We start from the raw sequence: 22,681 nt of genomic DNA, 5'->3' as shown, positions 1-22,681 counted from the left end.
TGCACCGGCTTTAGTTTCTTTAAGAAGAATCTCAGCTTAAGCTTCTTTCGGCTTTTCTGATGTATCCTCTTCTTCCTTAGCTTCTTCGCCGTTCTCGCTTTTGGAGGCAGAAGGTTCCGCTTCTTTCCAGTCGAACTCGAGTCCGTCACGAGAGTTGTTCATCTTAATCTTGATGAGAGAACCTTCATTATGTTCGTTCTCGAGCAACTCTTCGGCTAAAGGATCTTCGATATACTTCTGGATAGCACGCTTCAGTGGTCGTGCTCCGTACTTCTGATCGAAGCCTTTATCAGTGATGAATTCCTTGGCAGCTTTGGTCACTTCAATTTCATAACCCAGCTCCTTGATGCGCTTGAAGAGATCTTCATTCATCAGGTCGATGATTTGGAAGATATCGTCTTTCTCGAGCGGACGGAATGTAATCACGTCATCGATACGATTCAGGAATTCAGGATTGAATACCTTTTTAAGAGCATCCTGGATGGTTGATTTCATCTTAGCGTAATCGAAAGCAGAGTCATCAGTATCAAAACCGATGCCTTTACCCATATTCCGTATATCACGTGCTCCAATGTTGGAAGTCATAATGATAATCGTATTACGGAAGTCAACGCGACGGCCGAGGCTGTCGGTCAGGATTCCATCATCCAGCACCTGTAGTAAGATGTTGAATACATCCGGATGGGCTTTTTCAATTTCATCCAGAAGAATAACGCTATATGGCTTACGGCGTACTTTTTCAGTGAGCACTCCGCCTTCTTCATATCCAACGTAGCCCGGAGGAGCTCCTACCAGTCGGGAAACGGAGAACTTCTCCATATACTCACTCATGTCGATGCGAATGAGTGTGTCTTCTTTATCAAATAAATACTTGGAAAGAACCTTGGCCATTTCTGTTTTACCAACACCGGTCGGCCCGAGAAATATGAATGAACCGATGGGTCGGGTTGGATCTTTCAGTCCGGCGCGGGTACGCTGGATAGCTTTGGTCAATTTCACAATTGCTTCGTCTTGTCCAATCACCTGGCCGCTCAGCTCTTTCTTCATCTTGAGCAGTTTCTGGCCTTCTTTCTGGGTGATTTTGTTAACAGGAACGCCACTCATCATGGCAATTACGGAAGCAACGTCTTCTTCATTAACATCATAAACAATGTTTTCAGACTCTTTTTCCCACTGGCGTTGAGCAACTTCAAGCTCTTCAATCAGTCGTTTTTCTTTATCACGGAGACGGGCAGCTTCTTCAAAGCGCTGCTTTTTCACCATCGAGTTCTTCTCTTCGCTGGTGGTCTCAATTTCCTCTTCCAGATCAATGATGTTCTGCGGAACCGTGATATTGGATAAGTGAACACGAGCCCCGGCTTCATCTAAAGCATCAATGGCTTTATCGGGGAGGAAGTGATCGGATACATATCGATCGGTGAGTTTCACGCACGCATCAATCGCGTCATCAGTGAAGCGAACGCTGTGGTGTTTCTCATACTTGGGTTTAATCTGATTTAAAATCTCTGTGGTTTCTTCCGGTGTTGTCGGGTCAACCATTATTTTTTGGAAACGCCGCTCCAGTGCACCGTCTTTTTCAATAAACTGACGGTATTCATTCAGGGTAGTGGCACCAATAGCCTGAACATCACCACGCGCAAGGGCTGGTTTAAGCATATTGGATGCATCCAGCGATCCGCTTGCTCCACCGGCTCCAACAATAGTGTGAAGTTCATCAATAAACAGAATAACATCGTCTGTTTTTTCGAGTTCAGTCATTACCGCTTTCATGCGTTCTTCAAACTGACCCCGGTATTTTGTGCCTGCTACCAGTGCAGCCAGATCCAGGGCAATAACGCGCTTATCATAGAGAACGCGTGATACTTTGCGTTCTATGATGCGAGTTGCCAGTCCTTCAGCAATGGCGGTTTTACCAACACCCGGTTCACCAATAAGCACCGGATTGTTCTTTTTACGGCGACTCAGTACCTGTGCCACACGTTCAATTTCTTTTTCACGACCGATGATTGGATCGAGGCGACCTTCTTCAGCCATCTCGGTAAGGTCACGGCCAAAGTTGTCGAGTACTGGTGTTTTTGATTTTTCCATTTTCTTTTCCCTTGAGCTCCCTGATCCGGAACCGGATCCTTTGGATGTAGAAGCACTCGCAGTCATAGACGAGGAATCGCTATGGTCATCACGAGATTTTCCGGATATGATAAGATCCAGTTCTTCGCGAACTGCATCGTAAGATATGCTGAACTGTTGCAGTATTTGTGCAGCGATATTTTCATCATCTCTCAAGAGAGACAACAGAAGGTGTTCGGTGCCGATGGTATCACTTTTGTAAAGCTTAGCCTCCAAATAAGTGATCCGTAGTACTTTTTCGGCTTGTTTGGTGAGTGGAATGTTGCCAACCTGTACAGATCCACCGGTTCCTCGAACGGTGTCTTCAATGGTCTTTTTTAGTTTGAAAAGATCACAATCCAGGTTTTTGAGAATCCGGACTGCCACTCCATCACCTAACCGTACGATACCTAATATTAAATGCTCCGTTCCGATATAATCATGCCCTAACCGTAAAGCTTCTTCACGGCTAAACTGAATTACATCTCGAACTTTGCTTGAAAAATTTCCCTCCATCTGACGAGTTCCTTAAATAATTGCTAAATAAATCTGTGAATATTCAGATAAAAAAACGTGTGAAACACTGCTTTAGTTCATTACTACTCGAAGGTAGTAGCGCGGAAAAGTAAATGCAAACTAAATGCGAATCGCTGAAATTAAAATAACGATTTGCCGGTCATTTCTTTTGGTTGCTCAATCCCCATAAGCTTTAGGAGCGTAGGGGATACGTCCGCTAGTATTCCGTCGCTTAAGCTGATTTCTTCCGGATAATTAACAATAATAACCGGTACCAGAGCGGTAGTATGCGCCGTGTGCGGACTTCCATCTTCCTTAATCATGCAGTCGGCATTGCCATGATCTGCAATTATGAGCGAGCGATAACCGTGTTTGTTTGCGGTTTCGATCACGCGCTCCAGTTGTTTATCGACCGTTTCTACAGCTTCTATAGCGGCTTCCATCACACCGGTATGGCCAACCATATCGGGATTGGCAAAATTGAGCACAACAAAATGATGTTTTTCAGTTGAGAGCTGCTCGCACAAAGTGTCCGCAACCTGCTCTGCGCTCATTTCGGGTTGAAGGTCGTAGGTGGCTACCTTCGGGCTTGGAATCACGATTCGTTCTTCTCCCTTGTTCGGAGTTTCCACTCCGCCGTTAAAGAAATAGGTCACGTGCGGATATTTTTCCGTCTCTGCAATTCGAAATTGTCTCAGTCCCTGATTACTGATCCATTCACCCATGGTATTTGAGAGTTCCTGCGGGGGATAGGCTACCCGTGCAAACTCAAAAGTTTCATCATAGGAAGTAAAGGTGGTGTAATGAAGATCCAGGTCTTCCACCTCAAATTCACTGAACCCGTCTTCATTTAAAGCTCGGGAAATCTGACGGGCCCGATCACCACGAATGTTATAGAAAATCACCACATCACCTTTCTGTATGCGTGATTCGGGGCTATCATCCAGCAAAATCGGCTTTATAAATTCATCGGATACCTTTGCCTCGTATGAAGCTTTAAAACCTTTGGAGGCCGACTCAAATTTCTCTCCTTCTCCATGTACAAGCAGGTCGTAGGCCAGCTTGATACGCTCCCAGCGGTTATCCCGGTCCATAGCGTAATACCTTCCTATGATGGAAGACAGCCGGCCAACGCCAACTTCCTGTGCTTTGGCCTCAAACTCTTTTGCGTATTCAATTCCACCGTTAGGGGAGGTATCACGCCCATCGGTGAAAGCATGCACGTTTACATTTTCGATGCCATGCTTTTTGCAGAGCTCGAGTAAAGCAAACAGGTGTTCGTTATGGCTGTGAACGCCCCCGTCAGAAAAAAGACCCATAATATGGATCTTGTTCCTGGACTTGGCTTTTTCTACAGCCTCCAGCAGTTCTTCGTTCTCAAAGAACGAACCGTCTTTAATGGCTTTATTGATTCGGGAAAGTTCCTGCCATACGATTCTGCCGGCACCTATATTAAGGTGTCCGACTTCAGAATTTCCGAATTGACCATCGGGGAGACCTACATTTTCTCCACTGGCAGAAAGTTTGGCGTGCGGATGATTTTGGAAAAGGGAGTCGATGAAAGGCGTGTCAGCTTTATCCACTGCGCTGACATCTGGGTTTTCAGCCAACCCGAATCCATCTAAAATGACGAGTAGAGCTTTCGATTCGGCGTTGGCCATCCAGCTATATCTTTATAGGTTGTTAACGTATTTAGTTAACTGAGCTTTTTTGCGGGCTGCGTTATTCTTGTGAATAATACCCTTCACACTCATACGGTCGAGGTACGATACAGCTTCTTTTAAAGCTTCTTCGGCTTTGGCTTTATCTTCAATCTCGTACACGTTCTTAACCAAAGATCTCATTTTAGACTTTCGGCTTCGGTTATGATCTCTGTGTTTTTCAGCCTGTCGTACTCTTTTTTTGGCTTGTTCAGTTATTGGCATTGCTAATATGCTTTTGAAATTATCTTTTCCCCGGATTTTTCCGAGAAACCAAAATTAAGAGTTATGAAAATATTAAACAAGAAATGATTGAATAATTAACAGGATAAGTTTAATTTAGCTGATCTGTTATGATAGTGGTAATTGATGGACCCGCAGGATCGGGCAAAAGTTCAACAGCAAAGGCCGTAGCGGCCAACCTTCAGATTCAATTTCTTGACTCCGGAGCGTTGTATCGCGTTGCTACCTTGTTATACCTGGACGTTAATAAAGATTTACCACAGTTCTTTGACACACTGAGAGAAAGTGAGATTAGCTTTCACTTCAAGAATGAAAAGTTTCATGCGTATTTAAATGGTCGTGATGTTAGCGATCAGATAAGAAGCATGGAAGTTTCTGAGCATGTAAGTGAGGTGGCTTCTAACCCGGATGTGCGCGCACATATAAATGATTTAATGCGCGAAGTTGTTAAAAGCGATATATACATCGCCGATGGAAGGGACTTAGGAACCGCTGTTTTCCCGGACGCAGCCTTAAAGTTTTTTATGGTTGCCGATTTGGATACACGAGCACAGCGAAGATATCAGGAAGTGAAAGCTCAGGGCAAAGATGTGACGCTTGAAGAAGTGAAGCAAAACATTGCCGGGCGGGATGAGAAAGACTCTAACCGGGATTCTGATCCGCTCAAAAAAGCCGATGATGCCATTTTGGTGGATACATCCGAAATGAGCTTTGAGGAGCAAGTCGCTTTCATCAGTGAAAAAATAGAACGATTGATATCAACACAGAAAAACAATTAACCATAAACTTATCCCACAATTGAAAGTCAATTGTGAGGTAAACCAATAACCAAACATAATGACTGACGAAGTAAAACAAGAACAAGCAGAACAAGAAACAGCTGAAAACACGGCTGAGGAAACAGCAGTAGCTGAAGCGGAAGAGCAAGTACAAGAAGAAACTACAGCCGAAGAGCAAGCCGCTGAAGAGAGAAAAGAAACAATGACTCATGTGTACTCCGGAGACGTGGAAGGAGAGGTGTACAATCTTGAAGACCTCCAGCGTCCATCCGATGAATACTCCGATGATGAGTACAATGAGATGGTGGATATGTATGAAGACACCCTCAATGAAATTGAAGAAAAAGAAATTGTACACGGCCGTGTTGTCTCAGTAGATGAGAAGTACGTTGTTGTAGATATCGGTTTCAAGTCTGAAGGTATCATCCAGGTAAATGAGTTTTCTAACGAAGCTCTGGAAGCAATGGAGCCCGGCGATGAAGTAGAAGTATTCCTTGATCGCGTTGAGGACAAAGAAGGACAGTTAATTCTATCCCGCCGTAAAGCAGATATCCTGAAAGCATGGGAGAAAATTGAAGCTTCTCATGACGATGGTGATATTATTGAAGGATATATCAAGCGACGCATTAAAGGTGGTATGGTTGTAGATGTATTAGGCATCGACGCATTCCTGCCCGGTTCTCAAATCGACGTACGACCTGTACGTGACTTCGACGCCTATGTAGGCAAAACCATGGAGTTCCAGGTTGTTAAGCTGAATATGGCTGCTGAAAACGTGGTTGTATCTCACCGTGCTCTTATTGAGTCTGATCTTGAAGAGCAGCGTGAAGAAATTCTCGAAACCATCGAAGCCGGTCAGGTTCTCGAAGGTGCTGTTAAAAACATTACTGACTTCGGTGTATTCATCGACCTTGGTGGTGTTGACGGACTGCTTCACATTACGGACCTCTCTTGGGGACGTGTTGACGATCCGCACGAGATTGTACAGCTCGACCAGCGCATGAACGTTGCTGTTATCGACTTTGACGAGAAAAGTAAACGAGTATCTCTGGGTCTGAAGCAACTTCAGCCACACCCATGGGACGCTATCAACGAGAAGTTCCCTGAAGGAAATAAAGTACAGGGTCGCGTTGTTTCTATCGCTGATTACGGTGCATTTATTGAGCTCGAGAAAGGTGTTGAAGGTCTGATCCACATTTCTGAAATGTCGTGGACACAGCACATCAAGCATCCGTCTCAGTTAGTTGAGAAAGATGACATCGTAGAATGTATTGTTCTGAACATCAACGAAGAAGAGAAGAAAATTTCTCTTGGTGTTAAGCAGCTTGAAGATGATCCATGGGCAGACATCCTCGATCGTTTCCCTGTTGGATCCAAGCACACCGGCGTTGTTCGCAACCTTACCAACTTTGGAGTATTCGTTGAGCTCGAGCCCGGTATTGACGGCTTGATTCACGTTTCTGACCTGAGCTGGACTGAGAAAGTTGACCATCCAAATGAAGTGGTTGACAAAGATCAGGAAATCGAGGTTGTAATTCTTGGTGTTGACTTCGACAACCGTCGAATCACCCTTGGCCACAAGCAAGTGGAAGACAACCCATGGAAACAATATGCAGAAGAGTACGCACCGGGTAACACCGTTGAAGGTGAAGTTGTTAAAACTACCGACAAAGGCGTATTCGTGAAACTTCCATTAGGTGCTGAAGCATTCTTAAGCTATGCCAAATCAACCGAAGCCGAATACAAAGAAGGCGACAAAGTTGAAGATGCATTTGTTCTGAACTTCGATGAAGGAAACAAAAACATCGAATTGAGTCAGCTTGATTCTGACAAGAACAAAGCCAAGAAAGCCAAGAAAAAAGTTGAAAGTGCTAACACAGAAACCGGTGCTCCAACACTCGGTGAAATGTCAGGCCTAGCAGCTTTGAAGAAAGACATGGAAGAAAAAGAGAAAGCCGAAGCTCAGAAGAAAGCGGATGCTGCCAAAGCCAAGAAGAAAGAGGCTGAGGATGAAGCAAAAGCTGAAGAGACAGAGGACGAATCTTCTGACGAAGAAGAATAATTCTCGAATAGCTTTCTAAAAGTTATTAAGCCTCGTTCATTAAGTTGAACGAGGCTTTTTTATTGGAATAGAATTTTTAGATTATGATTATTGGAAGCCAAAGCTTCCCGGATTGAGTTAGGAGGCGTGAATCTTAGTTACTAGATAAAATTGGTACTATGAAAATTATATTGAGAGTATTACTAATAATTTTACTGTCTTCATGTAGTAGAAATGATGTTTTTAATGGTGGTGTTGTTGCCTCTTTTTCACAAGATTTTAAGAATTATGCTACTTTTGGAGAAAACATAGGAGAGGATTTAAATAAAGTTCACTTCCAATTATATAGTATTCCAGATTCTCTTAGTAAGATCTATTTACAGAGGGACTCGTTAATGAGGTTAGCTGTTGAAGGTGATGCCGAAAGTTTAAGCGTCATAAGTAAAAACAGTTGGGATGAAGGTTTTTCAGTTGATGTTTCAAAGTTTACGATACTTAAAGAATATACTATTGAAGTACCGTCAAAATTTTATGGTCATAGTTATGAAAAAATGATCTGGGACAAGAATGAAAGTTTAGTTTATTTGCCAAACTTAGATATTACGATTCAATATTAGGGATTGATTTAATACTCGTATCGAAATTTATGCTTTCCGAACTGAGTTAGGACGATGAACCTTTGAAACTAGCTAATATCGTCCTTCGCAAATCGGTCGTTCGATCTTTCACAAATCAACAAGAACTGCGATTAACTGATGGACCGAACGTCCGATTTTTGAATTTTTCGGGGAGTAGAACGGGTTAGTTAATTAAAAAAGTGTCAGAAATAGAACAGGGAGATCGCCACGTCGAAATACTAAGAGATTTAAGGTAGGCATGTGGGCTCCTCGCGATGACTCATTGAATAAAAAAAGGCGCCAACCGGCGCCCTTAAAATTCAATGTTCTGAATTCAATGTTGAATGTTCAATATTCCTACGGAACCTGAACGTTGTTCATGATCTTCGTCACAATATCTTCCGGAGTGATGTCCTCGGCTTCCGCTTCAAAAGTAGGGATAATGCGGTGCCTTAATACATCCATCGCTATAGTCCGCACATCTTCCGGTGTAACGTACGCACGGTGCTCCATAAAAGCTTGCGCCCGGGAGGCAAGGTTCAGGTTGATAGTGGCTCGCGGAGAGGCTCCAAAGCTTATTAAATCCTCAAGATCATCCAGGTTGTAGTTTTTTGGTTTACGGGTGGCAAAAACCAGGTCAACGATATATTGTTCCACCTTCTCATCCATATAAATTTCGTTGATGGTAGCACGAGCCTCTAAGATTTTGGCAGGACTCACCACTTTATTTAGTTCTTCCTTTTTGCCGGTTTTGGCCTGCTGACGCATAATCAACATTTCCTCTTTTTCGGTCGGGTAGTCAATTTTCAGCTTCAGCATAAAACGGTCGACCTGTGCTTCCGGCAGCGGATACGTTCCTTCCTGTTCCACAGGGTTTTGAGTAGCCAGTACCAGGAAAGGTTCATCCAGCTTAAAAGTATTCTCACCAATGGTAACCTGCTTTTCCTGCATGGCTTCGAGGAGTGCACTTTGTACTTTAGCCGGAGAACGGTTAATCTCATCCGCCAGAATGATGTTCGCGAAAATCGGGCCTTTTTTAACCAGGAACTCCGCTTCTTTTTGATTGTAAATGAGCGTACCGATCAGGTCGGCAGGGAGAAGGTCGGGCGTAAACTGAATGCGCTGGAAAGCGGTATCCAAAACCGTAGCCAGGCTGGAGACCGTCAGGGTCTTGGCCAGGCCGGGAACTCCTTCAAGCAGTACGTGTCCGTTGGTCAATAACCCCACCAACAACCGGTCAATCATATACCGCTGCCCGATAATAACTTTGTCTAACTCTTTTCGAATGTCTTCAATAAAGGCGCTGTTCTTTTCGATTTTCTCGCCCAGCGCTTCCATGTCAATTGCGTATTCGCTCATTTCGTAAATTCTTTTTTTAGTATTAGCTGATGATATGATTATTTTCTCGCCTTCAAAAAGTGAACAAATATAATAAATGGACGTTTTACAATCTTTTTTATTAGGACTCATCCAGGGAATCACAGAATTTCTTCCTATCAGCAGCTCGGGGCATCTAGTATTAGGTAAATACATTTTGGGCGGTGACCTTGAAGCCGGCATTACCTACGAGGTCGTAGTTCACTTTGGGAGCTTGTGCGCCATTCTGCTCTACTACCGGAAACTATTGGGAGATTTACTGATGTCGGGAGTAGGATTTCTGAAAGCACCGACTCAGAAGAAGGAAGATCCTCAGGTAAAACTGATCGGTTTCATTTTGGTGAGTATGATTCCTGCCATGGTAATTGGATTCACTATGAAAGATTATATCGAAGAAATATTTATGGATCCCTTGCTGGTTTCAATCATGTTAATGGTAACCGGCTTGATTTTGTTTCTAACCCGATTTGCCGGAGACACTACGAAAAACATTAATCTTCCCAAAAGCTTTATAATTGGATTGGCACAGGCCTTTGCCATGATTCCCGGTGTGAGCAGAGCCGGCTCAACCATTTCAGTCTCTTTGTATTTAGGAGTGAAGAGGGAAGAAGCCGCCAACTTTTCATTCCTGATGGTGATTCCGGTAATAGCCGGAGCCATGCTGCTTCAGTTCAAGGAGATGATGGAAGTAGGTGTGAGTGACGCCCAAATGATAAGCCTGGTGGTTGGATTCCTGACCTCATTTATTTCCGGGTATTTTGCATTGAAGTACCTGATCATGATACTCAAGAAAAAAGGATTTCATTATTTTTCATATTACTGCTGGTTGGTAGGCGGTGCCGGACTCATCTACTTCATTATCTGATGTTTTTTGGAATAAAATTCATTAAATCGAAAAAATAGCGCCGTCAGTTCTTGAAGCCGGAAGCAAATATGGCTACCTTTGGCGCTCACAAAACAGATTATTTATGATCGTTTATTTTTTCATCATGTTAGCAGTCTTAGCCATTGGTTCTGCCCTGGCTATGGTCATCAACAAAAATGTCGTAAACAGTGCCTTGTTCCTTGTTTTGAACATGGTTTCACTGGCCGGAATCTTTCTGATACTGAATGCTCAGTTCCTGGCGGTTATTCAAATTCTGGTATATGCCGGAGCCATCATGGTATTGTTCCTGTTCGTAATCATGTTACTGAATGTGGAAGATGAAGAGAAGTTATTTGACAAATTCCGCGTGAAATATTTGCTGACGTTTTTATTAGCAATGGTAGTGATGGGGCAAATTTTTTACAGCCTTGCCGGAGTTACAGACATGCTCCCACAAATTTCCGAGCAGATGGCTACTATAGGAACGGTGGAAGCTGTTGGTGATGTGCTCTACACCGATTACCTGCTGCCATTCGAACTGACGGCCGTTTTACTTACCGCAGCCGTAGTTGGGGCATTGATGATTGCACAGCATAAAATTAAAAGAACAGACGAGATTTAATTATGGTTGGAATTGACTGGTTTTTAGGATTAAGTGCGATCATGTTCACCATTGGTATTATTGGTGTACTGGTTCGGCGTAATGCCATTGTAATTTTTATGTGTGTGGAACTGATGTTGAATGCCGTGAACTTATCGCTGGTTTCTTTTGCCAGCCACCATGGAAATATTGACGGTCAGGTGCTTGTATTTTTTGCCCTGGCTGTAGCAGCTGCTGAAGCTGTGGTAGGGTTAGCTATTATCATTGCCATTTTCCGGAATAACCTTACGGTGGATGTTGGCAAGATTAACTTACTGCGCTGGTAGTAAACCGATTTTATACGACACAACAACCTTTTGTGTTGTTTTGGTTAAAGCCTTCCTGATTTCAGGAGGGCTTTTTTATGTAGATAAGTTTGTAGAAAGATGGAAGAGTTACTGAAGGCAGGGGAAGGAAATTGCTAATTGGTCCAAGCGGACGTTTGAACCAGTTGGACCAGTCGGGCGACAATTGAACCATTTGTGATGGATACGCGAATCATCTTGGTACTCATTAAAAACAACCTTTCAGCGTCCGCAGGTCCTGGAAGCGTTGCGTTGGCTTGGCTGGATATCGGTGAGCTTAAACGACCGGCGAACACTCCAAGGTCCTACGGACGCTTGGAGGTTCTTTCTTTTTTAACTCATACTGGGTGTGAATACTAAAGTATCGAACTTAGAGACTCTCCAAAAAAAAACTCAATCAGAATAAATATCCGGCGGTGACATAGATTCCATACTCTTCTTCTGAGAATCCGACATCTGTTCTGAGTATGAAGTCTTCCGTGAAGAAGGATGCAGTAATACCGAAACCGTATGTATATTTTAGGTCGTTTACGATGGTATCAACAGATTCGCCATTCGGGAACGTCCGGCCGATGTCGGTGAATAAGGATACACCGAACTTCGAGGTGATAGACGGAATTTCAAAAAGCCAGGTTCTTAATTCTGAATTCAGCAGGACAGAGTTGTCATCCCGGAATCGGTACTCGGGATATCCACGCATCATATCTCCGCCACCCAAGGCCGGCATTTTCCAGTAGGGTACCGTTCCGGAGGTGTGTTTAAATGAGAGCCGGTTTGCAAAGGTGATTTCACGCAGAAGGGTGAATGAAGTGTAAGCACGGGTGTCCGTTTCAAGCAGCAGGTAATTGTAGGAGCTGGCAATTAGTTTACTTCCAATCTCAGCTCCTGCGCGGGCATAGGTTCCGGTTGTGGGGTTGAATTCATTATTGCGTCCTTCCCAGACAACACCTCCGCCCAGCGCCGAAATATGGGAGCCGTTGATGCCCTTGGGTTGGTCTGCGACCAATAACTGAGCATCATCATTACCCCACGGAGTTTCATATTCAAATACGGCTTTTCCATATACATCCAGCTGTTTGCCACTCGCTTTTTGCAGCCATGGCTTCCGCAACATGATATCAAAGCCGAGGGAGAAGGAGTTATAGAAGTAATAGTCGCTACTGTCTTTTAACGCATCAGGTAGTTTGCCATAATTCCCAATCCCGTAATACTGATTACCGGTAAACCGCGATACAAAAGTCTCGGTATAAAACCGTTTATCAGAGCCGAAGATGTGGGGCTTGTCGTATTCCACGAATACCGAGATCAATCCTTTGGTGGTGATGAGGCCATACATGTTCAAAAAAGAATAGAAGGGCTTCATATCTCCGCGATAATGGTACCGGCTGGCTATTCCTCCGGCAATCACCCCAAGGTCACTGTCGTAAGCGATGGCGGGCAAAAAGGCGAACTCGATACTATCTTGCTGTGCGGCAATTTGTGCAGACGGACTTGGAGCCTGAGCCTGAAGGAGTGAGTTTGGGATCAAACCAACAAAAAAAAGCAACAGGCAAAGGTAGAATTTATGTTTGATGGAAATGTTCAACTATTGTACAACCAGTTTTAATGATGAAAAAAGAAAGCAGAGATTATACCGAAAAAGAATTGCGAGGATAAAGGCAAACGGCAGGTATTAACCTCAAAGTAATACAAATAATGCAGCTACAATAAATCCAAACAAAATAAAAGCAAGAGCAGCACTCATAGATGCAGTAAAACCGTCTGATTTGATCTCTCTGCCACTAAAGACAAATGAGGGAAGCAGCACCTTGATTGGGTTTTCGGAAAGACCTGAAAGCCTGTCAGCAATTTGCAGGGAAAATGTTTCAGCAAGGCCAAAAAGATTATTAGGAAACTCAACAAAGACCGTACGAACTACACCTGCAGGTCGGCGATAAAACCAATCGGTATCGAGTGAAATGGTAGAAGATATATTGAGGTGGTTTTTCAGGAACCAGAATCCAACAAATGCTAAAACAAGTATTTGTGTCATCTCTACAAAGTTATAGATAGAAAATGGCTGGAAGTCGGTTGGATATGGAAGCTGGCTGTATAGTAGCTGTGGAGCCACGCCAAACAGAATGCAAAATAAAGCGCCCAGTCCCATAGCTACTTTCATATTGGTTGGGATGGATGAAACTTCAAAATCAGTTTTCTTTTCAGCAAACCAGGTGAAGTATGGAAGTTTAAGTCCGGTATGAAGGAAGGTTCCAATGGTAGCTATAAGTAAGAGTAAAATAGGCCATTCTAAATGTGCATCTCCAAGTGCTCCTGAGATCATGGTTTTACTTACAAAACCGTTCAGGAAGGGCATCCCTGAAATAGATAGCGCTCCAATCATATAAAGCCCAACGATCAATGGCATTTTTTTGGCAAATCCACCCATTTCGCTCAGCTTACTGGTTCCGGTAGCATGAATAACAGCTCCGGCCGCCATGAAAAGCAGAGACTTATAAATGATGTGATTGAAGGCGTGAGCCGTTGCTCCATTCAGCGCCAATTCTGTTCCAATCCCTATTGCCGTTACCATATACCCTATCTGACTTATAATACTGTAGGCCAGAATCTCGCGGATATCATTAGCGAGTAGGGCATAAATAGTACCATAGATGGCCATAATCACACCAACCCAGATCAGGATCTCCCAGCCGGGAAAAAGGCGGATCATAACGTAAACGGCAGACTTGGTGGTAAGTGCACACATAAATACTGCACCGGTTATAGTCGCTTTGGGATATGCATCTGCAAGCCATGCATGAAGTGGGGGAACGGCTGTGTTCAAAGCCACACCCAGTAACATAAAAATGTTTGCTGCAGTGTAAGCAGGTTCAATACTTTCTATGTATAAAGAGCCACCGCTGCTCAGGTGCAATAAAATTCCGGTGAATAATAGTCCCCCGCCAAAAATGTGAACCAACAGGTAGCGCATTCCTGCTTTGGCAGATTCTTTGGTTTCTCTGGCCCAAATCAGGTAAGAGGAAGCCGCGGCCATGATTTCCCAAAAAATAAAAAGAGTGAAGAAATCTCCGGCAAAAGTAACCCCTAAAGCACCCCCGGCATAGGCAAGGGCTGAACTCTGTTGTCCAAGATCTTTAATGTGGAACGCATATACTCCACCGATTACAGTTATTAATGCAAAGATAATTCCGAATATTCGGCTCAGGCCGTCAACGGCTAAAAGATCTAATTCATAACTTGCAAAAGGCACTTGAAGAAGATTCCCTTCCGGCATGGTCCAGACCATTACGAGTGCAACCAATGGGAAAGTGATAAAGGCTATACTTCGGAAACGCTCCGGTATCAGTGGAAGCACAAAAGCTCCTAAAATAAGTATCACAGCAGGTACAGAAAGAAGCTCAAGCATCATAGTAGTCTTCGTCGCTTAAGATGAAAATTTTACCTAATCCTTTGGAAATGAAAATCAAAGCTGCACATCCAAGTCCGCCCCAAAGTGCATAAAATGCCGGGACATGGTTCCACCAATGAGAAGCGTAATCCGCGAGATACGTAAACTCGAGGATTAAGCTCGTAATGAGTAAAATACCAAGTGCTATCCAGTGCCAGTTTTTCATAATTACAGTGGATTAAAAATTGTGGATGCTACCGAAGTGGCCATATCAAAAAAGTTAAAGAAGAGGTCAGGGTTCAAACCGAATAAGATGGAGAGAACGGCTGTACCAAACAACGGAACCACCATAAATGGTGAAGCTTCCGTATGGCCTTCCAACTCAGGGCCTCCTTTTCGGAAATATGCACGGTGAATGATCGGGAAGAAATATCCCACATTTAATAAACCACTGACTACTAATATAATGACAGGGATAAGCATTCCGCCTTCCAATGCTCCGGAGGCGAGGTACCATTTACTTACAAAACCGTTTACAGGGGGAATTCCTGCCAGGCCCATCGACCCAATTACAAACGCGGCCATGGTCCACGGCATTACTTTGGCGATTCCGTTCAGGTCGCTGATATTCTTTTTATGGAGATTCACCATGATGGCCCCTGCACAGAAAAAGAGGGTGATCTTCATGGTGGCATGAAAGGAAATATGCATAATACTACCGATCAAGCCTGTCTCGGTTAGCAGAGCAACTCCCAGTACGATGTAGGAAAGGTGCCCTACGGTAGAATATGCCAGTCGTCGTTTTAAATTATCTTGGGCAAAAGCGAGGAGGGAAGCCACCAATACGGTGATTCCGGCCAGTACCATCAGAATTTCATTCAGGCCGAATTCAGCCATAACTTCCGGGCCGAATATAAATCCGACTACACGGATCACCCCAAATACACCGGATTTTACCACGGCTACGGCATGCAATAAAGCACTAACGGGGGTTGGAGCCGCCATCGCGGATGGAAGCCAGCTATGCAACGGCATAATACCTGCTTTCACCCCAACACCTCCGAGAAAAAGGATGAAAATAGTCACTGCCATGGTTTGAGAAAGCTCAACGCCTTCAAAGATTCCGCCGGCCTGAAAATCAAGTGTCCCTGTGAGGGAATAGGTGATCCCGGCTGCAGCAATCAAAAGTAATCCGGCGGTTAACGTATAGGTCAGATACTTGCGGCCGGCAGCAATTCCTTTCTTGGTCTCACTGTGAATAACCAGGGGATAGGTCGCCAGCGTCAGCATCTCATAAAAAATGATGAAGGTCAACAGATTGCCGGAAAAGGCAATACCGATGGTAGAGCTCAGACATATGGCAAAACTGGCGAAATAGCGGGTCTGTTTTTTCTCATGATGACCGCGCATGTAGCCGATGGAATAGAAGGAGGTAAAGATCCATAATCCAGATGCAATGAGCGCAAAGAATACTCCGAAGGTATCGGCTTTGAGCACGAGAGGGAGATTCGGGGCGATCTCAAGCAGCTCCAGCTCTATGGTATTTCCCTGAAGGGCTGAGGGAAGTAACGTGAGTACCAACAGGAATTTGATGACCCCGGCCAGGATGGTCCAGAACTCGCGAAGGTTCGGTTTCTTCGAACTCAGCAAGATGAACGGCACCGCAGCCAGCGATACAAGAACAGCATATAAAGGGATGTACGTAAGATCCATCGTTTATTTATCTATTTAAAATCCTGCCGGAAACATGGTGAAAATTACATTTACGATATACACGTTGAAAATACCAACCAGTAGTAGCCCGATCGCCATTACGGCCATAGGAAACATCATGCTGAAGCTTACTTCGTTATTCTGAACGGCTTCCGTTTCGGTGGCTTCTTCCGCGTCGGGATTATTGAGATATATTTTTTCCAAAATCCGGAAGAAATACACCGCGTTTAGCAGCGAACTGATCAGTATTACTGCGAGTAACAGCCAATCGCTGTTCTCAATGGTTCCCAATGCCAGGTACCATTTTGAGAAAAATCCTGCGAGTGGGGGAAGTCCTACCATAGAAATAGCAGCTGTTGTAAAAGCAGCCATCGTCCATGGGTATTTCTTTCGGTATGAATTGTCAAATTTTGTAATGAGTGAATGCCCTTCTTTGAGTCTCATACTTCCTGAAACAAGAAAGAGAAGGGCTTTCATCATGGCGTGATTGAGGATATGAAGCACGGCTCCTATAAATCCAAACGGATTAGCAAGGCTTATCCCCATGATGATATACCCGATTTGTGAAACCGAGCTGTATGCCAGCATTTTCTTTAATTCGCTTTGGGCAATAGCCATGATGGAACCGTAGAGAATGCCGATCCCTGCAAAAATCCCGATAATAGTGGTAACCGGAAGTTGATCGTCGATCAGTTCAACTCCGAATAAAAACAGTACAATCCTGAATAGAATATAAGCTGCAACTTTAGTTCCGATGGGAGCAATCAAAGCAGAAGAGGTGGAAGAGGCAAAGGTATAAGAATCCGGCAACCAGCCATGAAGCGGGAACAATGCGGCTTTCACCCCAACACCAATGATCATCAGAATCAATGCAGCGATTACTGAAGAATGACCAATCACTTGCGGAAGCATGGCGTGCATGTCAATAATATTCAGCGTGCCGGTTACGGTATATAAAAATCCAACCCCCAATAAATAGAGTGATCCGCCAACGGTACCAATAATCAAATAGCGGAAAGCTGAAAAGGGAGCTCGTTTCTCACCAATGGCAATCAGGGCATAACTGGAAAGAGAGGAAATCTCAAGGAATACATAAAGGTTAAAGAGGTCTCCGGTAAGCACCATTCCGTTGAAGCCCAGCATCAGCAGCATAGAAACGGTGTAATAGGCCATCTTTTTGCCGGGAAATTCAACCTTGCTGATTTCTTTGGAGTGAATGAGTACAAAAAAGGCAATGGCATTGATTACCAGAACTATGAAAGCCGCAAGGCCATCATACACAAACTCAATACCTATGGGAGGCGCCCAACCTCCAAAAAAGTAGCGAATTGTTTCACCGGTTTGTATGAGGTGCCAAAATCCCCATGCGGAAAAGAAGGTAGCTATTCCTGTTCCCAGCAGACTCAAATGCCAGGTAATTTCACGCCTCCAGAGTCCGACGACAGGAATCAGAATCGCAAAAAAGATGTATGTAACGGGTATTAACGCCGGTATTTCGGATCCAATCATTGAATCTTATCTAAAAGTTCTTCTTCGTTGAGGGTGCCGTAGCGATTGTAAATGTTGATCAACAGAGCAAAGGCGACTCCCAAAGTTGCCACACCAACTACAATGGCAGTCAGCATTAACGTGTGGGGAAGCGCATTCATGTAATTTGAGACTTCACTAACGGGTAAATCATAAGCTTTAACTGGCACCGTTGCGCCTTCTTTCATGGCTACAGAAACAAAAAACAGGATGACACCGGCCTGGAAAATGGAAAGCCCAATGGTTTTCTTTACCAGGTTCTTTTTCAGGAGCATTCCATATAAGCCCAAAGCCAACAGAATAATGGTAAACCAATAAGCATAGTGGCCTAAAAAGAATTCAAGCATAATCTTCTCCTTTTACCATATTATCGTAAATAAGTACAAGCACGGTCATTACCGTTAACCCAATGCCTAATTCAATAATCAGGATCCCCCAATAGCGCAGGTCTGCAGCTTCGAGGCCGGGAATAGGTAGTTGTTCATAATCCAGAAAATACCCGCCGGTGAAAATGGCTACTAACCCGGTTCCGAAATAAATGAGTACACCAAGTGCAGCATAGGGGGTGGCTAAATAGTCCTTAAACTGAAGGGCGGCAATTTCGGTGCCACTGGCAATGCGAATCAATAAAAGAGAAGCGGCAAGCAGTGTTCCACCCTGAAATCCTCCTCCGGGAGAATAGTGACCATGAAAGATCACATAAAAACCGAAGAGCATGATATAAGGACTCAAAAAACGGGAACCCAACAAAATAATGGGGCTGTGTTCTTTATTCGTCATCGTTTTCTCCCTCTGCTTCTTCTTTTCGGTTTCTAAGCAGCAAAAAAGTAATGAGCCCAGCTGTGAAGATTACAATTTGCTCACCCAGAGTATCAATGCTACGATAGTCGCCCAATATTACGGTTACGATGTTTGGGGTGTGGGCATCATTGTAAGCTTCCTGAATGTAATAGTTGCCCGGAACTTCAGTGCCGGTCATGCTGACTTCCTGGTTCATCTGGTTGTCAGGGTTTCCACGATAGGGCAAGTCCGATGCTGCAAAGAGCAGCACGGTAGTAAATGCCATAATTATAAGTAGCTTCAGATACTTCAATCTTCTGTTTTAAATGTGGTTTGATAAATGGCAACAATTAATAGAATTCCTGTAACCCCGGCGCCGACCACTGCTTCGGTAAATCCAACATCTACAGCTCCCATGGTGGTGAATAAAAGAGCCATTAGAAAGCTGAATGCAGTAAGCATGACTACGGATATAAGTAAATCATTCGCTTCCAGCGCTATATAGCCGGTTATTAACAAAAAGATGAATAATATGAGTTCAAGTTCCCAGTACATTAGCCTTCCGTTTTGTCTTTTTTGTTATCGGGGAACAGGGGTTTGAGTCCCGAATTATAAGCTGCCCGGGCCAGTGCATGGGCTCCAACAGGGTTGGCAAGCAAAATAAATAAGAGCACCAGAACTAATTTCCCACTGTTGATCGTGAGTCCTTCAAAAATAATGAGGCCTATAATAATGAGAATCATTCCAAGGGTATCACTTTTACTGGTGGCGTGCGTACGGGAGTAAAAATCCGGCAGTCGGATGATGCCGATACTTCCCACCAACAAAAAGAAGATGCCTGCTACAACAAATACAATGGTTAATATGGAAGTGAAATCAATCATCAAATCGGACATCTACTTTTTCGGATGAGAAATATTTTGCAATCGTCAGCGAGCCGATGAATCCAAGAATGGCATAGGCCAGAGTTATATCTATAAACATATCGATGCGGCCGAATACGTATCCAATCAGGCAAATAAGAACAATTGTTTTTGTGGCAATGGCATTGGTACCTACCAACCGGTCAAAAACGGTTGGGCCTTTCATTACCCGATAGGCGGGAACAACAATAATAGCGGTCAAAATAACGGCGCTATATAGAAAGAAGGAATCCATTATAAGTCCTCCTTGCTGTGAATCACTTCAAAGTCTGACACCACATCGTGCATTTCTGTAGTAAATAATTTGAGTACCTGTTGGGGCATTTTATCGTTGGCAATTCCCTCAAAGGAAACCGGGGAAATTGCGTGTACTATAAATTCGTCGTCGTTAATGTCTACCGTTAGCGTTCCCGGGGTGAGTGTAATAGAATTACCCAAAATCATTTTAGCATGAGGGTTGGGATAATTCACCTTAAAACGAACCACGGATGATTTAATAGGCAGCGAAGGGCTCAGTAAAATTTTTGCAACATGAATTCCGGAAACGATGATCTGCCAGAATAACCAAATAAAATACCAGGGCAGATATAAAAACCGAAGATCTTTAATTACATCACTCTCGTTATCGTAAAAAGAATGTGCTTTTAACTTATAGTTGAATGCCATTACAATAGTCACGCTGATAACACCCATAATGGTGTGCGTGATATCAAAAAAACCGCTCATGACATACCAAAACCCCATCAGGGTCAGAAAAGATACAATCGGGCTTTGAATTGAAAAAGACTTCAAGATTCTGATGAATTAGGATTTTGGGAATTTTTAATGGCTCCAAACATACAAATTCTGATAATTACCTGAAATTTAAATTGGGTAAATTTGATGTTTGTTTTGGGTTATATATTAAGAGTTGGTTGTCGGGCATCCACAAATTCAAATAAGCAAACTAATGCTTGGTTCGAGCCACCGCGATTCATTCAATTTTTTGTTTATCGGCCAAAGGCAGAACTAATTTAAATTTCAGAAAAATCCCCTAAATCTGTCTTTACCTTCCTATAGTTTTTTGTATCTTTGCCATCCATTTCGGAGCCGTGCCTGTCGCGGCTTTGTTTTTACTGAAATCAAAACAAAGTTTAATAAATGGAATCCGCTACGGCGCTGTTTTCACTCATAATTGCTCTTCCATTAGCTGGTTTTCTGATCAACGGAATTATCGGCCTGTTCGCAGAGAACTATAGAAATAAGAAGCAACTCATTGGATTGATTGCTAATCTGGCCGTATTTGTACCTTTTGCTATTGCGGTTTATTTCTTCCTTAATATTAATGCTGACTCCGAAGCAGTAGTGTATAAGCTGTTTACCTGGATGGAAGTGGGTAGCTTCAGCGTTGATATTGCTTATCGCCTCGACCAGCTTTCTATACTTATGACATTGGTGGTAACCGGTGTCGGCTTTCTTATTCACCTGTACTCAATGGGGTATATGGCGGATGATGAAGGTTACTGGAAGTTTTTTGCTTACCTGAACCTCTTCATCTTTGCGATGTTGAACCTGGTTCTGGGTAATAACTTATTGTTGCTGTTTCTTGGATGGGAGGGTGTAGGTGTTTGTTCTTACCTTTTGATTGGCTTCTGGTACACCGATATGGCTAAATCCGATGCTGCCAAAAAAGCTTTTATATACAATCGTATCGGTGATTTTGCCTTTTTGATTGCCATGTTTATGGTTTTCCAAACAGTGGGAAGCCTGAATTTTGATGTGATACTGGGTAACCTTGATGCTTTTTCCGGTGAATATGTATTCACCATTGGTCTGTTGATGTTTATCGGTGCAACCGGTAAATCTGCTCAGATTCCATTGTTTGTTTGGCTGCCCGATGCGATGGCTGGTCCGACTCCGGTTTCTGCATTAATCCATGCGGCTACCATGGTAACTTCAGGGATTTACCTGATTTCCCGTATGTCGCCTATGTTTGTGATGTCACCGGAAGTAATGCTGATTGTTGCCGTTATTGGTGCATTAACAGCTATTGTTGCTGCAACCATTGCCATTACTCAAAACGATATTAAAAGTGTGCTTGCTTACTCTACGGTTTCACAGTTGGGGTATATGTTCCTGGCGTTAGGTTCCGGAGCTTTTACTGCTGCAATGTTCCATGTAGTAACCCACGCTTTCTTTAAAGCTTGCCTGTTCCTCGGTTCAGGATCTGTTATCCATGCCATGCACCATGTAGAGCATGAACTTGAGCACGAAGGCAAAGATGTGCATTTCGACCCGCAGGATATGAGAAATATGGGTGGCCTTCGAAAATACATGCCATCTACCTACAAGACTTTTCTGATTTCAACTATTGCTATTGCCGGTATTCCCCCATTGGCCGGGTTCTTTTCGAAAGATGAAATTTTAGCGATGACCGCCAACGCCGGAGCCGGTGAATTTGGAAGCTATATGTACATGGCACTGTGGGGTGTTGGAATGATTACCGCGTTCCTTACCGCTTTTTATATGTTCCGACTTACACTTACAACCTTCCATGGGGAGTTCAAACTGGGGCAGCGTTTTAAAGAAGCTATCGGAGCTGAAAAATATCTGCACGAAAGTCCTGCAACCATGACCATTCCTCTTTGGACTTTGGCAGGCCTGGCAGCTGTAGGTGGATTCTTAGGTGTACCTAATTTTGTTGTAGAAACTTTCACCGGAGAAACTGCACATATAAATTTACTGCATAACTGGCTGTACAATATTAATGCTGATTATGAACTGATTCTTGGCAAGCCGATCAAATGGGGTATCATGGCGTTTTCTATCGTGATTGCCATTGCCGGTACCTGGACAGCCTTCAGAATGTACAACAACAATCAGCAGCTTGAATCGGACGCAAAACTCGCCGATCGATTTGGCGGGCTTTACCAAACCTGGAAAGACAAGTACAACCTCGATGAGGTGTATGAAGGATTAATTTCAGATCCTATTGTGAAATTTTCGGATAAAGTATTAGCCGTGTTCGACATGAAAGTAGTGGACGGAATTGTAAACGCCACAGCCGGAACGGTTCGTCTGTTTGGTAGCTTATTCCGATACGTTCAAACCGGGGTGGTTTCAAGTTATGCGCTGGCATTTGTGATTGGCGTAATTGTGATCCTTTATTTAATGATAATGTAATT

General features: G+C 43.6%; 23 protein-coding genes. 7 read left to right on the top strand and 16 right to left on the bottom strand.

The window, feature by feature from the left end:
* Window positions 1–36 precede the first annotated feature (36 nt).
* The 3 genes from NM125_RS11465 to rpsT form a co-directional block, all read right to left on the bottom strand.
* Window positions 37–2,622: an ATP-dependent Clp protease ATP-binding subunit gene (locus NM125_RS11465; protein WP_255135070.1), complete on the bottom strand. Its 2,586-nt coding sequence runs from the start codon at window positions 2,620–2,622 to the stop codon at window positions 37–39.
* 140 nt (window positions 2,623–2,762) lie between these two features.
* Window positions 2,763–4,283, bottom strand: coding sequence for a 2,3-bisphosphoglycerate-independent phosphoglycerate mutase (gene gpmI / locus NM125_RS11460; RefSeq protein ID WP_255135069.1), 1,521 nt, complete (start codon window positions 4,281–4,283; stop codon window positions 2,763–2,765).
* Between the two features lie 12 nt (window positions 4,284–4,295).
* On the bottom strand, window positions 4,296–4,547 hold the full coding sequence (gene rpsT, locus NM125_RS11455) for a 30S ribosomal protein S20 (RefSeq protein WP_255135068.1): 252 nt from the start codon (window positions 4,545–4,547) through the stop codon (window positions 4,296–4,298).
* Window positions 4,548–4,675: 128 nt separating this feature from the next.
* Between rpsT and cmk the strand changes: the two genes are divergently transcribed.
* The 3 genes from cmk (at window position 4,676) to NM125_RS11440 (ending at window position 8,002) form a co-directional block, all read left to right on the top strand.
* Window positions 4,676–5,344, top strand: coding sequence for a (d)CMP kinase (gene cmk / locus NM125_RS11450; RefSeq protein ID WP_255135067.1), 669 nt, complete (start codon window positions 4,676–4,678; stop codon window positions 5,342–5,344).
* Window positions 5,345–5,402: 58 nt separating this feature from the next.
* A complete protein-coding gene (gene rpsA / locus NM125_RS11445) occupies window positions 5,403–7,406 on the top strand; it encodes a 30S ribosomal protein S1 (protein ID WP_255135066.1) in 2,004 nt (667 codons plus the stop codon).
* A 158-nt stretch (window positions 7,407–7,564) separates the two neighbouring features.
* Window positions 7,565–8,002, top strand: a complete 438-nt coding sequence (locus NM125_RS11440) for a hypothetical protein (RefSeq protein WP_255135065.1) — start codon at window positions 7,565–7,567, stop codon at window positions 8,000–8,002.
* Window positions 8,003–8,359: 357 nt separating this feature from the next.
* Here NM125_RS11440 and NM125_RS11435 read toward each other — a convergent pair whose 3' ends face one another.
* Window positions 8,360–9,361, bottom strand: coding sequence for an AAA family ATPase (locus NM125_RS11435; protein WP_255135064.1), 1,002 nt, complete (start codon window positions 9,359–9,361; stop codon window positions 8,360–8,362).
* A gap of 76 nt (window positions 9,362–9,437) precedes the next feature.
* Between NM125_RS11435 and NM125_RS11430 the strand changes: the two genes are divergently transcribed.
* The 3 genes from NM125_RS11430 (at window position 9,438) to nuoK (ending at window position 11,171) form a co-directional block, all read left to right on the top strand.
* On the top strand, window positions 9,438–10,244 hold the full coding sequence (locus tag NM125_RS11430) for an undecaprenyl-diphosphate phosphatase (RefSeq protein ID WP_255135063.1): 807 nt from the start codon (window positions 9,438–9,440) through the stop codon (window positions 10,242–10,244).
* A 103-nt stretch (window positions 10,245–10,347) separates the two neighbouring features.
* On the top strand, window positions 10,348–10,866 hold the full coding sequence (locus NM125_RS11425; RefSeq protein WP_255135062.1) for an NADH-quinone oxidoreductase subunit J family protein: 519 nt from the start codon (window positions 10,348–10,350) through the stop codon (window positions 10,864–10,866).
* Window positions 10,867–10,868: 2 nt separating this feature from the next.
* The gene (gene nuoK / locus NM125_RS11420) at window positions 10,869–11,171 is read left to right on the top strand and encodes an NADH-quinone oxidoreductase subunit NuoK (protein ID WP_255135061.1); all 303 of its coding nucleotides are present in this window, start codon (window positions 10,869–10,871) and stop codon (window positions 11,169–11,171) included.
* 415 nt (window positions 11,172–11,586) lie between these two features.
* Here the strand turns inward: nuoK and omp85 are convergent, their stop codons facing one another.
* The 12 genes from omp85 to NM125_RS11360 form a co-directional block, all read right to left on the bottom strand.
* The gene (gene omp85 / locus NM125_RS11415) at window positions 11,587–12,735 is read right to left on the bottom strand and encodes an Omp85 family outer membrane protein (RefSeq protein ID WP_255135060.1); all 1,149 of its coding nucleotides are present in this window, start codon (window positions 12,733–12,735) and stop codon (window positions 11,587–11,589) included.
* A 132-nt stretch (window positions 12,736–12,867) separates the two neighbouring features.
* The gene (locus NM125_RS11410) at window positions 12,868–14,595 is read right to left on the bottom strand and encodes a Na(+)/H(+) antiporter subunit D (protein ID WP_255135059.1); all 1,728 of its coding nucleotides are present in this window, start codon (window positions 14,593–14,595) and stop codon (window positions 12,868–12,870) included.
* On the bottom strand, window positions 14,585–14,800 hold the full coding sequence (locus tag NM125_RS11405; RefSeq protein ID WP_255135058.1) for a hypothetical protein: 216 nt from the start codon (window positions 14,798–14,800) through the stop codon (window positions 14,585–14,587). Before NM125_RS11405 ends, NM125_RS11410 begins: the two co-directional genes overlap by 11 nt.
* 2 nt (window positions 14,801–14,802) lie before the next feature.
* Window positions 14,803–16,287, bottom strand: a complete 1,485-nt coding sequence (locus NM125_RS11400) for a monovalent cation/H+ antiporter subunit D family protein (protein ID WP_255135057.1) — start codon at window positions 16,285–16,287, stop codon at window positions 14,803–14,805.
* Window positions 16,288–16,302: 15 nt separating this feature from the next.
* Complete coding sequence (locus tag NM125_RS11395; protein WP_255135056.1) at window positions 16,303–17,796, bottom strand: complex I subunit 5 family protein; 1,494 nt, start codon at window positions 17,794–17,796, stop codon at window positions 16,303–16,305.
* A complete protein-coding gene (locus NM125_RS11390; RefSeq protein WP_255135055.1) occupies window positions 17,793–18,161 on the bottom strand; it encodes a cation:proton antiporter subunit C in 369 nt (122 codons plus the stop codon). The genes NM125_RS11395 and NM125_RS11390 overlap by 4 nt, the downstream gene beginning before the upstream one ends.
* Window positions 18,154–18,594: an MnhB domain-containing protein gene (locus tag NM125_RS11385; RefSeq protein WP_255135054.1), complete on the bottom strand. Its 441-nt coding sequence runs from the start codon at window positions 18,592–18,594 to the stop codon at window positions 18,154–18,156. Before NM125_RS11385 ends, NM125_RS11390 begins: the two co-directional genes overlap by 8 nt.
* The gene (gene mbhE, locus NM125_RS11380; protein ID WP_255135053.1) at window positions 18,584–18,880 is read right to left on the bottom strand and encodes a hydrogen gas-evolving membrane-bound hydrogenase subunit E; all 297 of its coding nucleotides are present in this window, start codon (window positions 18,878–18,880) and stop codon (window positions 18,584–18,586) included. The genes NM125_RS11385 and mbhE overlap by 11 nt, the downstream gene beginning before the upstream one ends.
* 23 nt (window positions 18,881–18,903) lie before the next feature.
* The gene (locus tag NM125_RS11375) at window positions 18,904–19,149 is read right to left on the bottom strand and encodes a Na(+)/H(+) antiporter subunit B (RefSeq protein WP_255135052.1); all 246 of its coding nucleotides are present in this window, start codon (window positions 19,147–19,149) and stop codon (window positions 18,904–18,906) included.
* Window positions 19,149–19,490, bottom strand: a complete 342-nt coding sequence (gene mnhG / locus NM125_RS11370) for a monovalent cation/H(+) antiporter subunit G (RefSeq protein ID WP_255135050.1) — start codon at window positions 19,488–19,490, stop codon at window positions 19,149–19,151. The genes NM125_RS11375 and mnhG overlap by 1 nt, the downstream gene beginning before the upstream one ends.
* The gene (locus tag NM125_RS11365; protein WP_255135049.1) at window positions 19,471–19,752 is read right to left on the bottom strand and encodes an MrpF/PhaF family protein; all 282 of its coding nucleotides are present in this window, start codon (window positions 19,750–19,752) and stop codon (window positions 19,471–19,473) included. The genes mnhG and NM125_RS11365 overlap by 20 nt, the downstream gene beginning before the upstream one ends.
* Window positions 19,752–20,309 carry a Na+/H+ antiporter subunit E gene (locus NM125_RS11360; RefSeq protein WP_255135048.1) on the bottom strand — a complete coding sequence of 186 codons (558 nt, stop codon included), beginning with the start codon at window positions 20,307–20,309 and terminating at the stop codon, window positions 19,752–19,754. The genes NM125_RS11365 and NM125_RS11360 overlap by 1 nt, the downstream gene beginning before the upstream one ends.
* Before the next feature lie 348 nt (window positions 20,310–20,657).
* Between NM125_RS11360 and nuoL the strand changes: the two genes are divergently transcribed.
* The gene (gene nuoL, locus NM125_RS11355) at window positions 20,658–22,679 is read left to right on the top strand and encodes an NADH-quinone oxidoreductase subunit L (RefSeq protein ID WP_255135047.1); all 2,022 of its coding nucleotides are present in this window, start codon (window positions 20,658–20,660) and stop codon (window positions 22,677–22,679) included.
* Window positions 22,680–22,681 lie beyond the last annotated feature (2 nt).

Origin of the sequence: Gracilimonas sediminicola, assembly GCF_024320785.1 — a bacterium.
Classification (GTDB): domain Bacteria; phylum Bacteroidota; class Rhodothermia; order Balneolales; family Balneolaceae; genus Gracilimonas; species Gracilimonas sediminicola.
Note: the sequence above shows the minus strand (reverse complement) of the source record. Positions and strands in the feature narration are given on the sequence as shown.

Coding starts and splice junctions, on each gene's coding strand:
- rpsT (WP_255135068.1), bottom strand. CDS start 4,547: ATGCCAATAACTGAACAAGCCAAAAAAAGAGTACGACAGGCTGAAAAA.
- mnhG (WP_255135050.1), bottom strand. CDS start 19,490: ATGTCCGATTTGATGATTGATTTCACTTCCATATTAACCATTGTATTT.
- NM125_RS11410 (WP_255135059.1), bottom strand. CDS start 14,595: ATGATGCTTGAGCTTCTTTCTGTACCTGCTGTGATACTTATTTTAGGA.
- nuoL (WP_255135047.1), top strand. CDS start 20,658: ATGGAATCCGCTACGGCGCTGTTTTCACTCATAATTGCTCTTCCATTA.
- NM125_RS11375 (WP_255135052.1), bottom strand. CDS start 19,149: ATGTACTGGGAACTTGAACTCATATTATTCATCTTTTTGTTAATAACC.
- NM125_RS11390 (WP_255135055.1), bottom strand. CDS start 18,161: ATGCTTGAATTCTTTTTAGGCCACTATGCTTATTGGTTTACCATTATT.
- NM125_RS11395 (WP_255135056.1), bottom strand. CDS start 17,796: ATGATTGGATCCGAAATACCGGCGTTAATACCCGTTACATACATCTTT.
- NM125_RS11435 (WP_255135064.1), bottom strand. CDS start 9,361: ATGAGCGAATACGCAATTGACATGGAAGCGCTGGGCGAGAAAATCGAA.
- NM125_RS11430 (WP_255135063.1), top strand. CDS start 9,438: ATGGACGTTTTACAATCTTTTTTATTAGGACTCATCCAGGGAATCACA.
- NM125_RS11425 (WP_255135062.1), top strand. CDS start 10,348: ATGATCGTTTATTTTTTCATCATGTTAGCAGTCTTAGCCATTGGTTCT.
- gpmI (WP_255135069.1), bottom strand. CDS start 4,283: ATGGCCAACGCCGAATCGAAAGCTCTACTCGTCATTTTAGATGGATTC.
- NM125_RS11405 (WP_255135058.1), bottom strand. CDS start 14,800: ATGAAAAACTGGCACTGGATAGCACTTGGTATTTTACTCATTACGAGC.
- nuoK (WP_255135061.1), top strand. CDS start 10,869: ATGGTTGGAATTGACTGGTTTTTAGGATTAAGTGCGATCATGTTCACC.
- rpsA (WP_255135066.1), top strand. CDS start 5,403: ATGACTGACGAAGTAAAACAAGAACAAGCAGAACAAGAAACAGCTGAA.
- NM125_RS11365 (WP_255135049.1), bottom strand. CDS start 19,752: ATGGATTCCTTCTTTCTATATAGCGCCGTTATTTTGACCGCTATTATT.
- NM125_RS11385 (WP_255135054.1), bottom strand. CDS start 18,594: ATGACGAATAAAGAACACAGCCCCATTATTTTGTTGGGTTCCCGTTTT.
- cmk (WP_255135067.1), top strand. CDS start 4,676: ATGATAGTGGTAATTGATGGACCCGCAGGATCGGGCAAAAGTTCAACA.
- NM125_RS11440 (WP_255135065.1), top strand. CDS start 7,565: ATGAAAATTATATTGAGAGTATTACTAATAATTTTACTGTCTTCATGT.
- NM125_RS11400 (WP_255135057.1), bottom strand. CDS start 16,287: ATGGATCTTACGTACATCCCTTTATATGCTGTTCTTGTATCGCTGGCT.
- mbhE (WP_255135053.1), bottom strand. CDS start 18,880: ATGGCATTTACTACCGTGCTGCTCTTTGCAGCATCGGACTTGCCCTAT.
- NM125_RS11465 (WP_255135070.1), bottom strand. CDS start 2,622: ATGGAGGGAAATTTTTCAAGCAAAGTTCGAGATGTAATTCAGTTTAGC.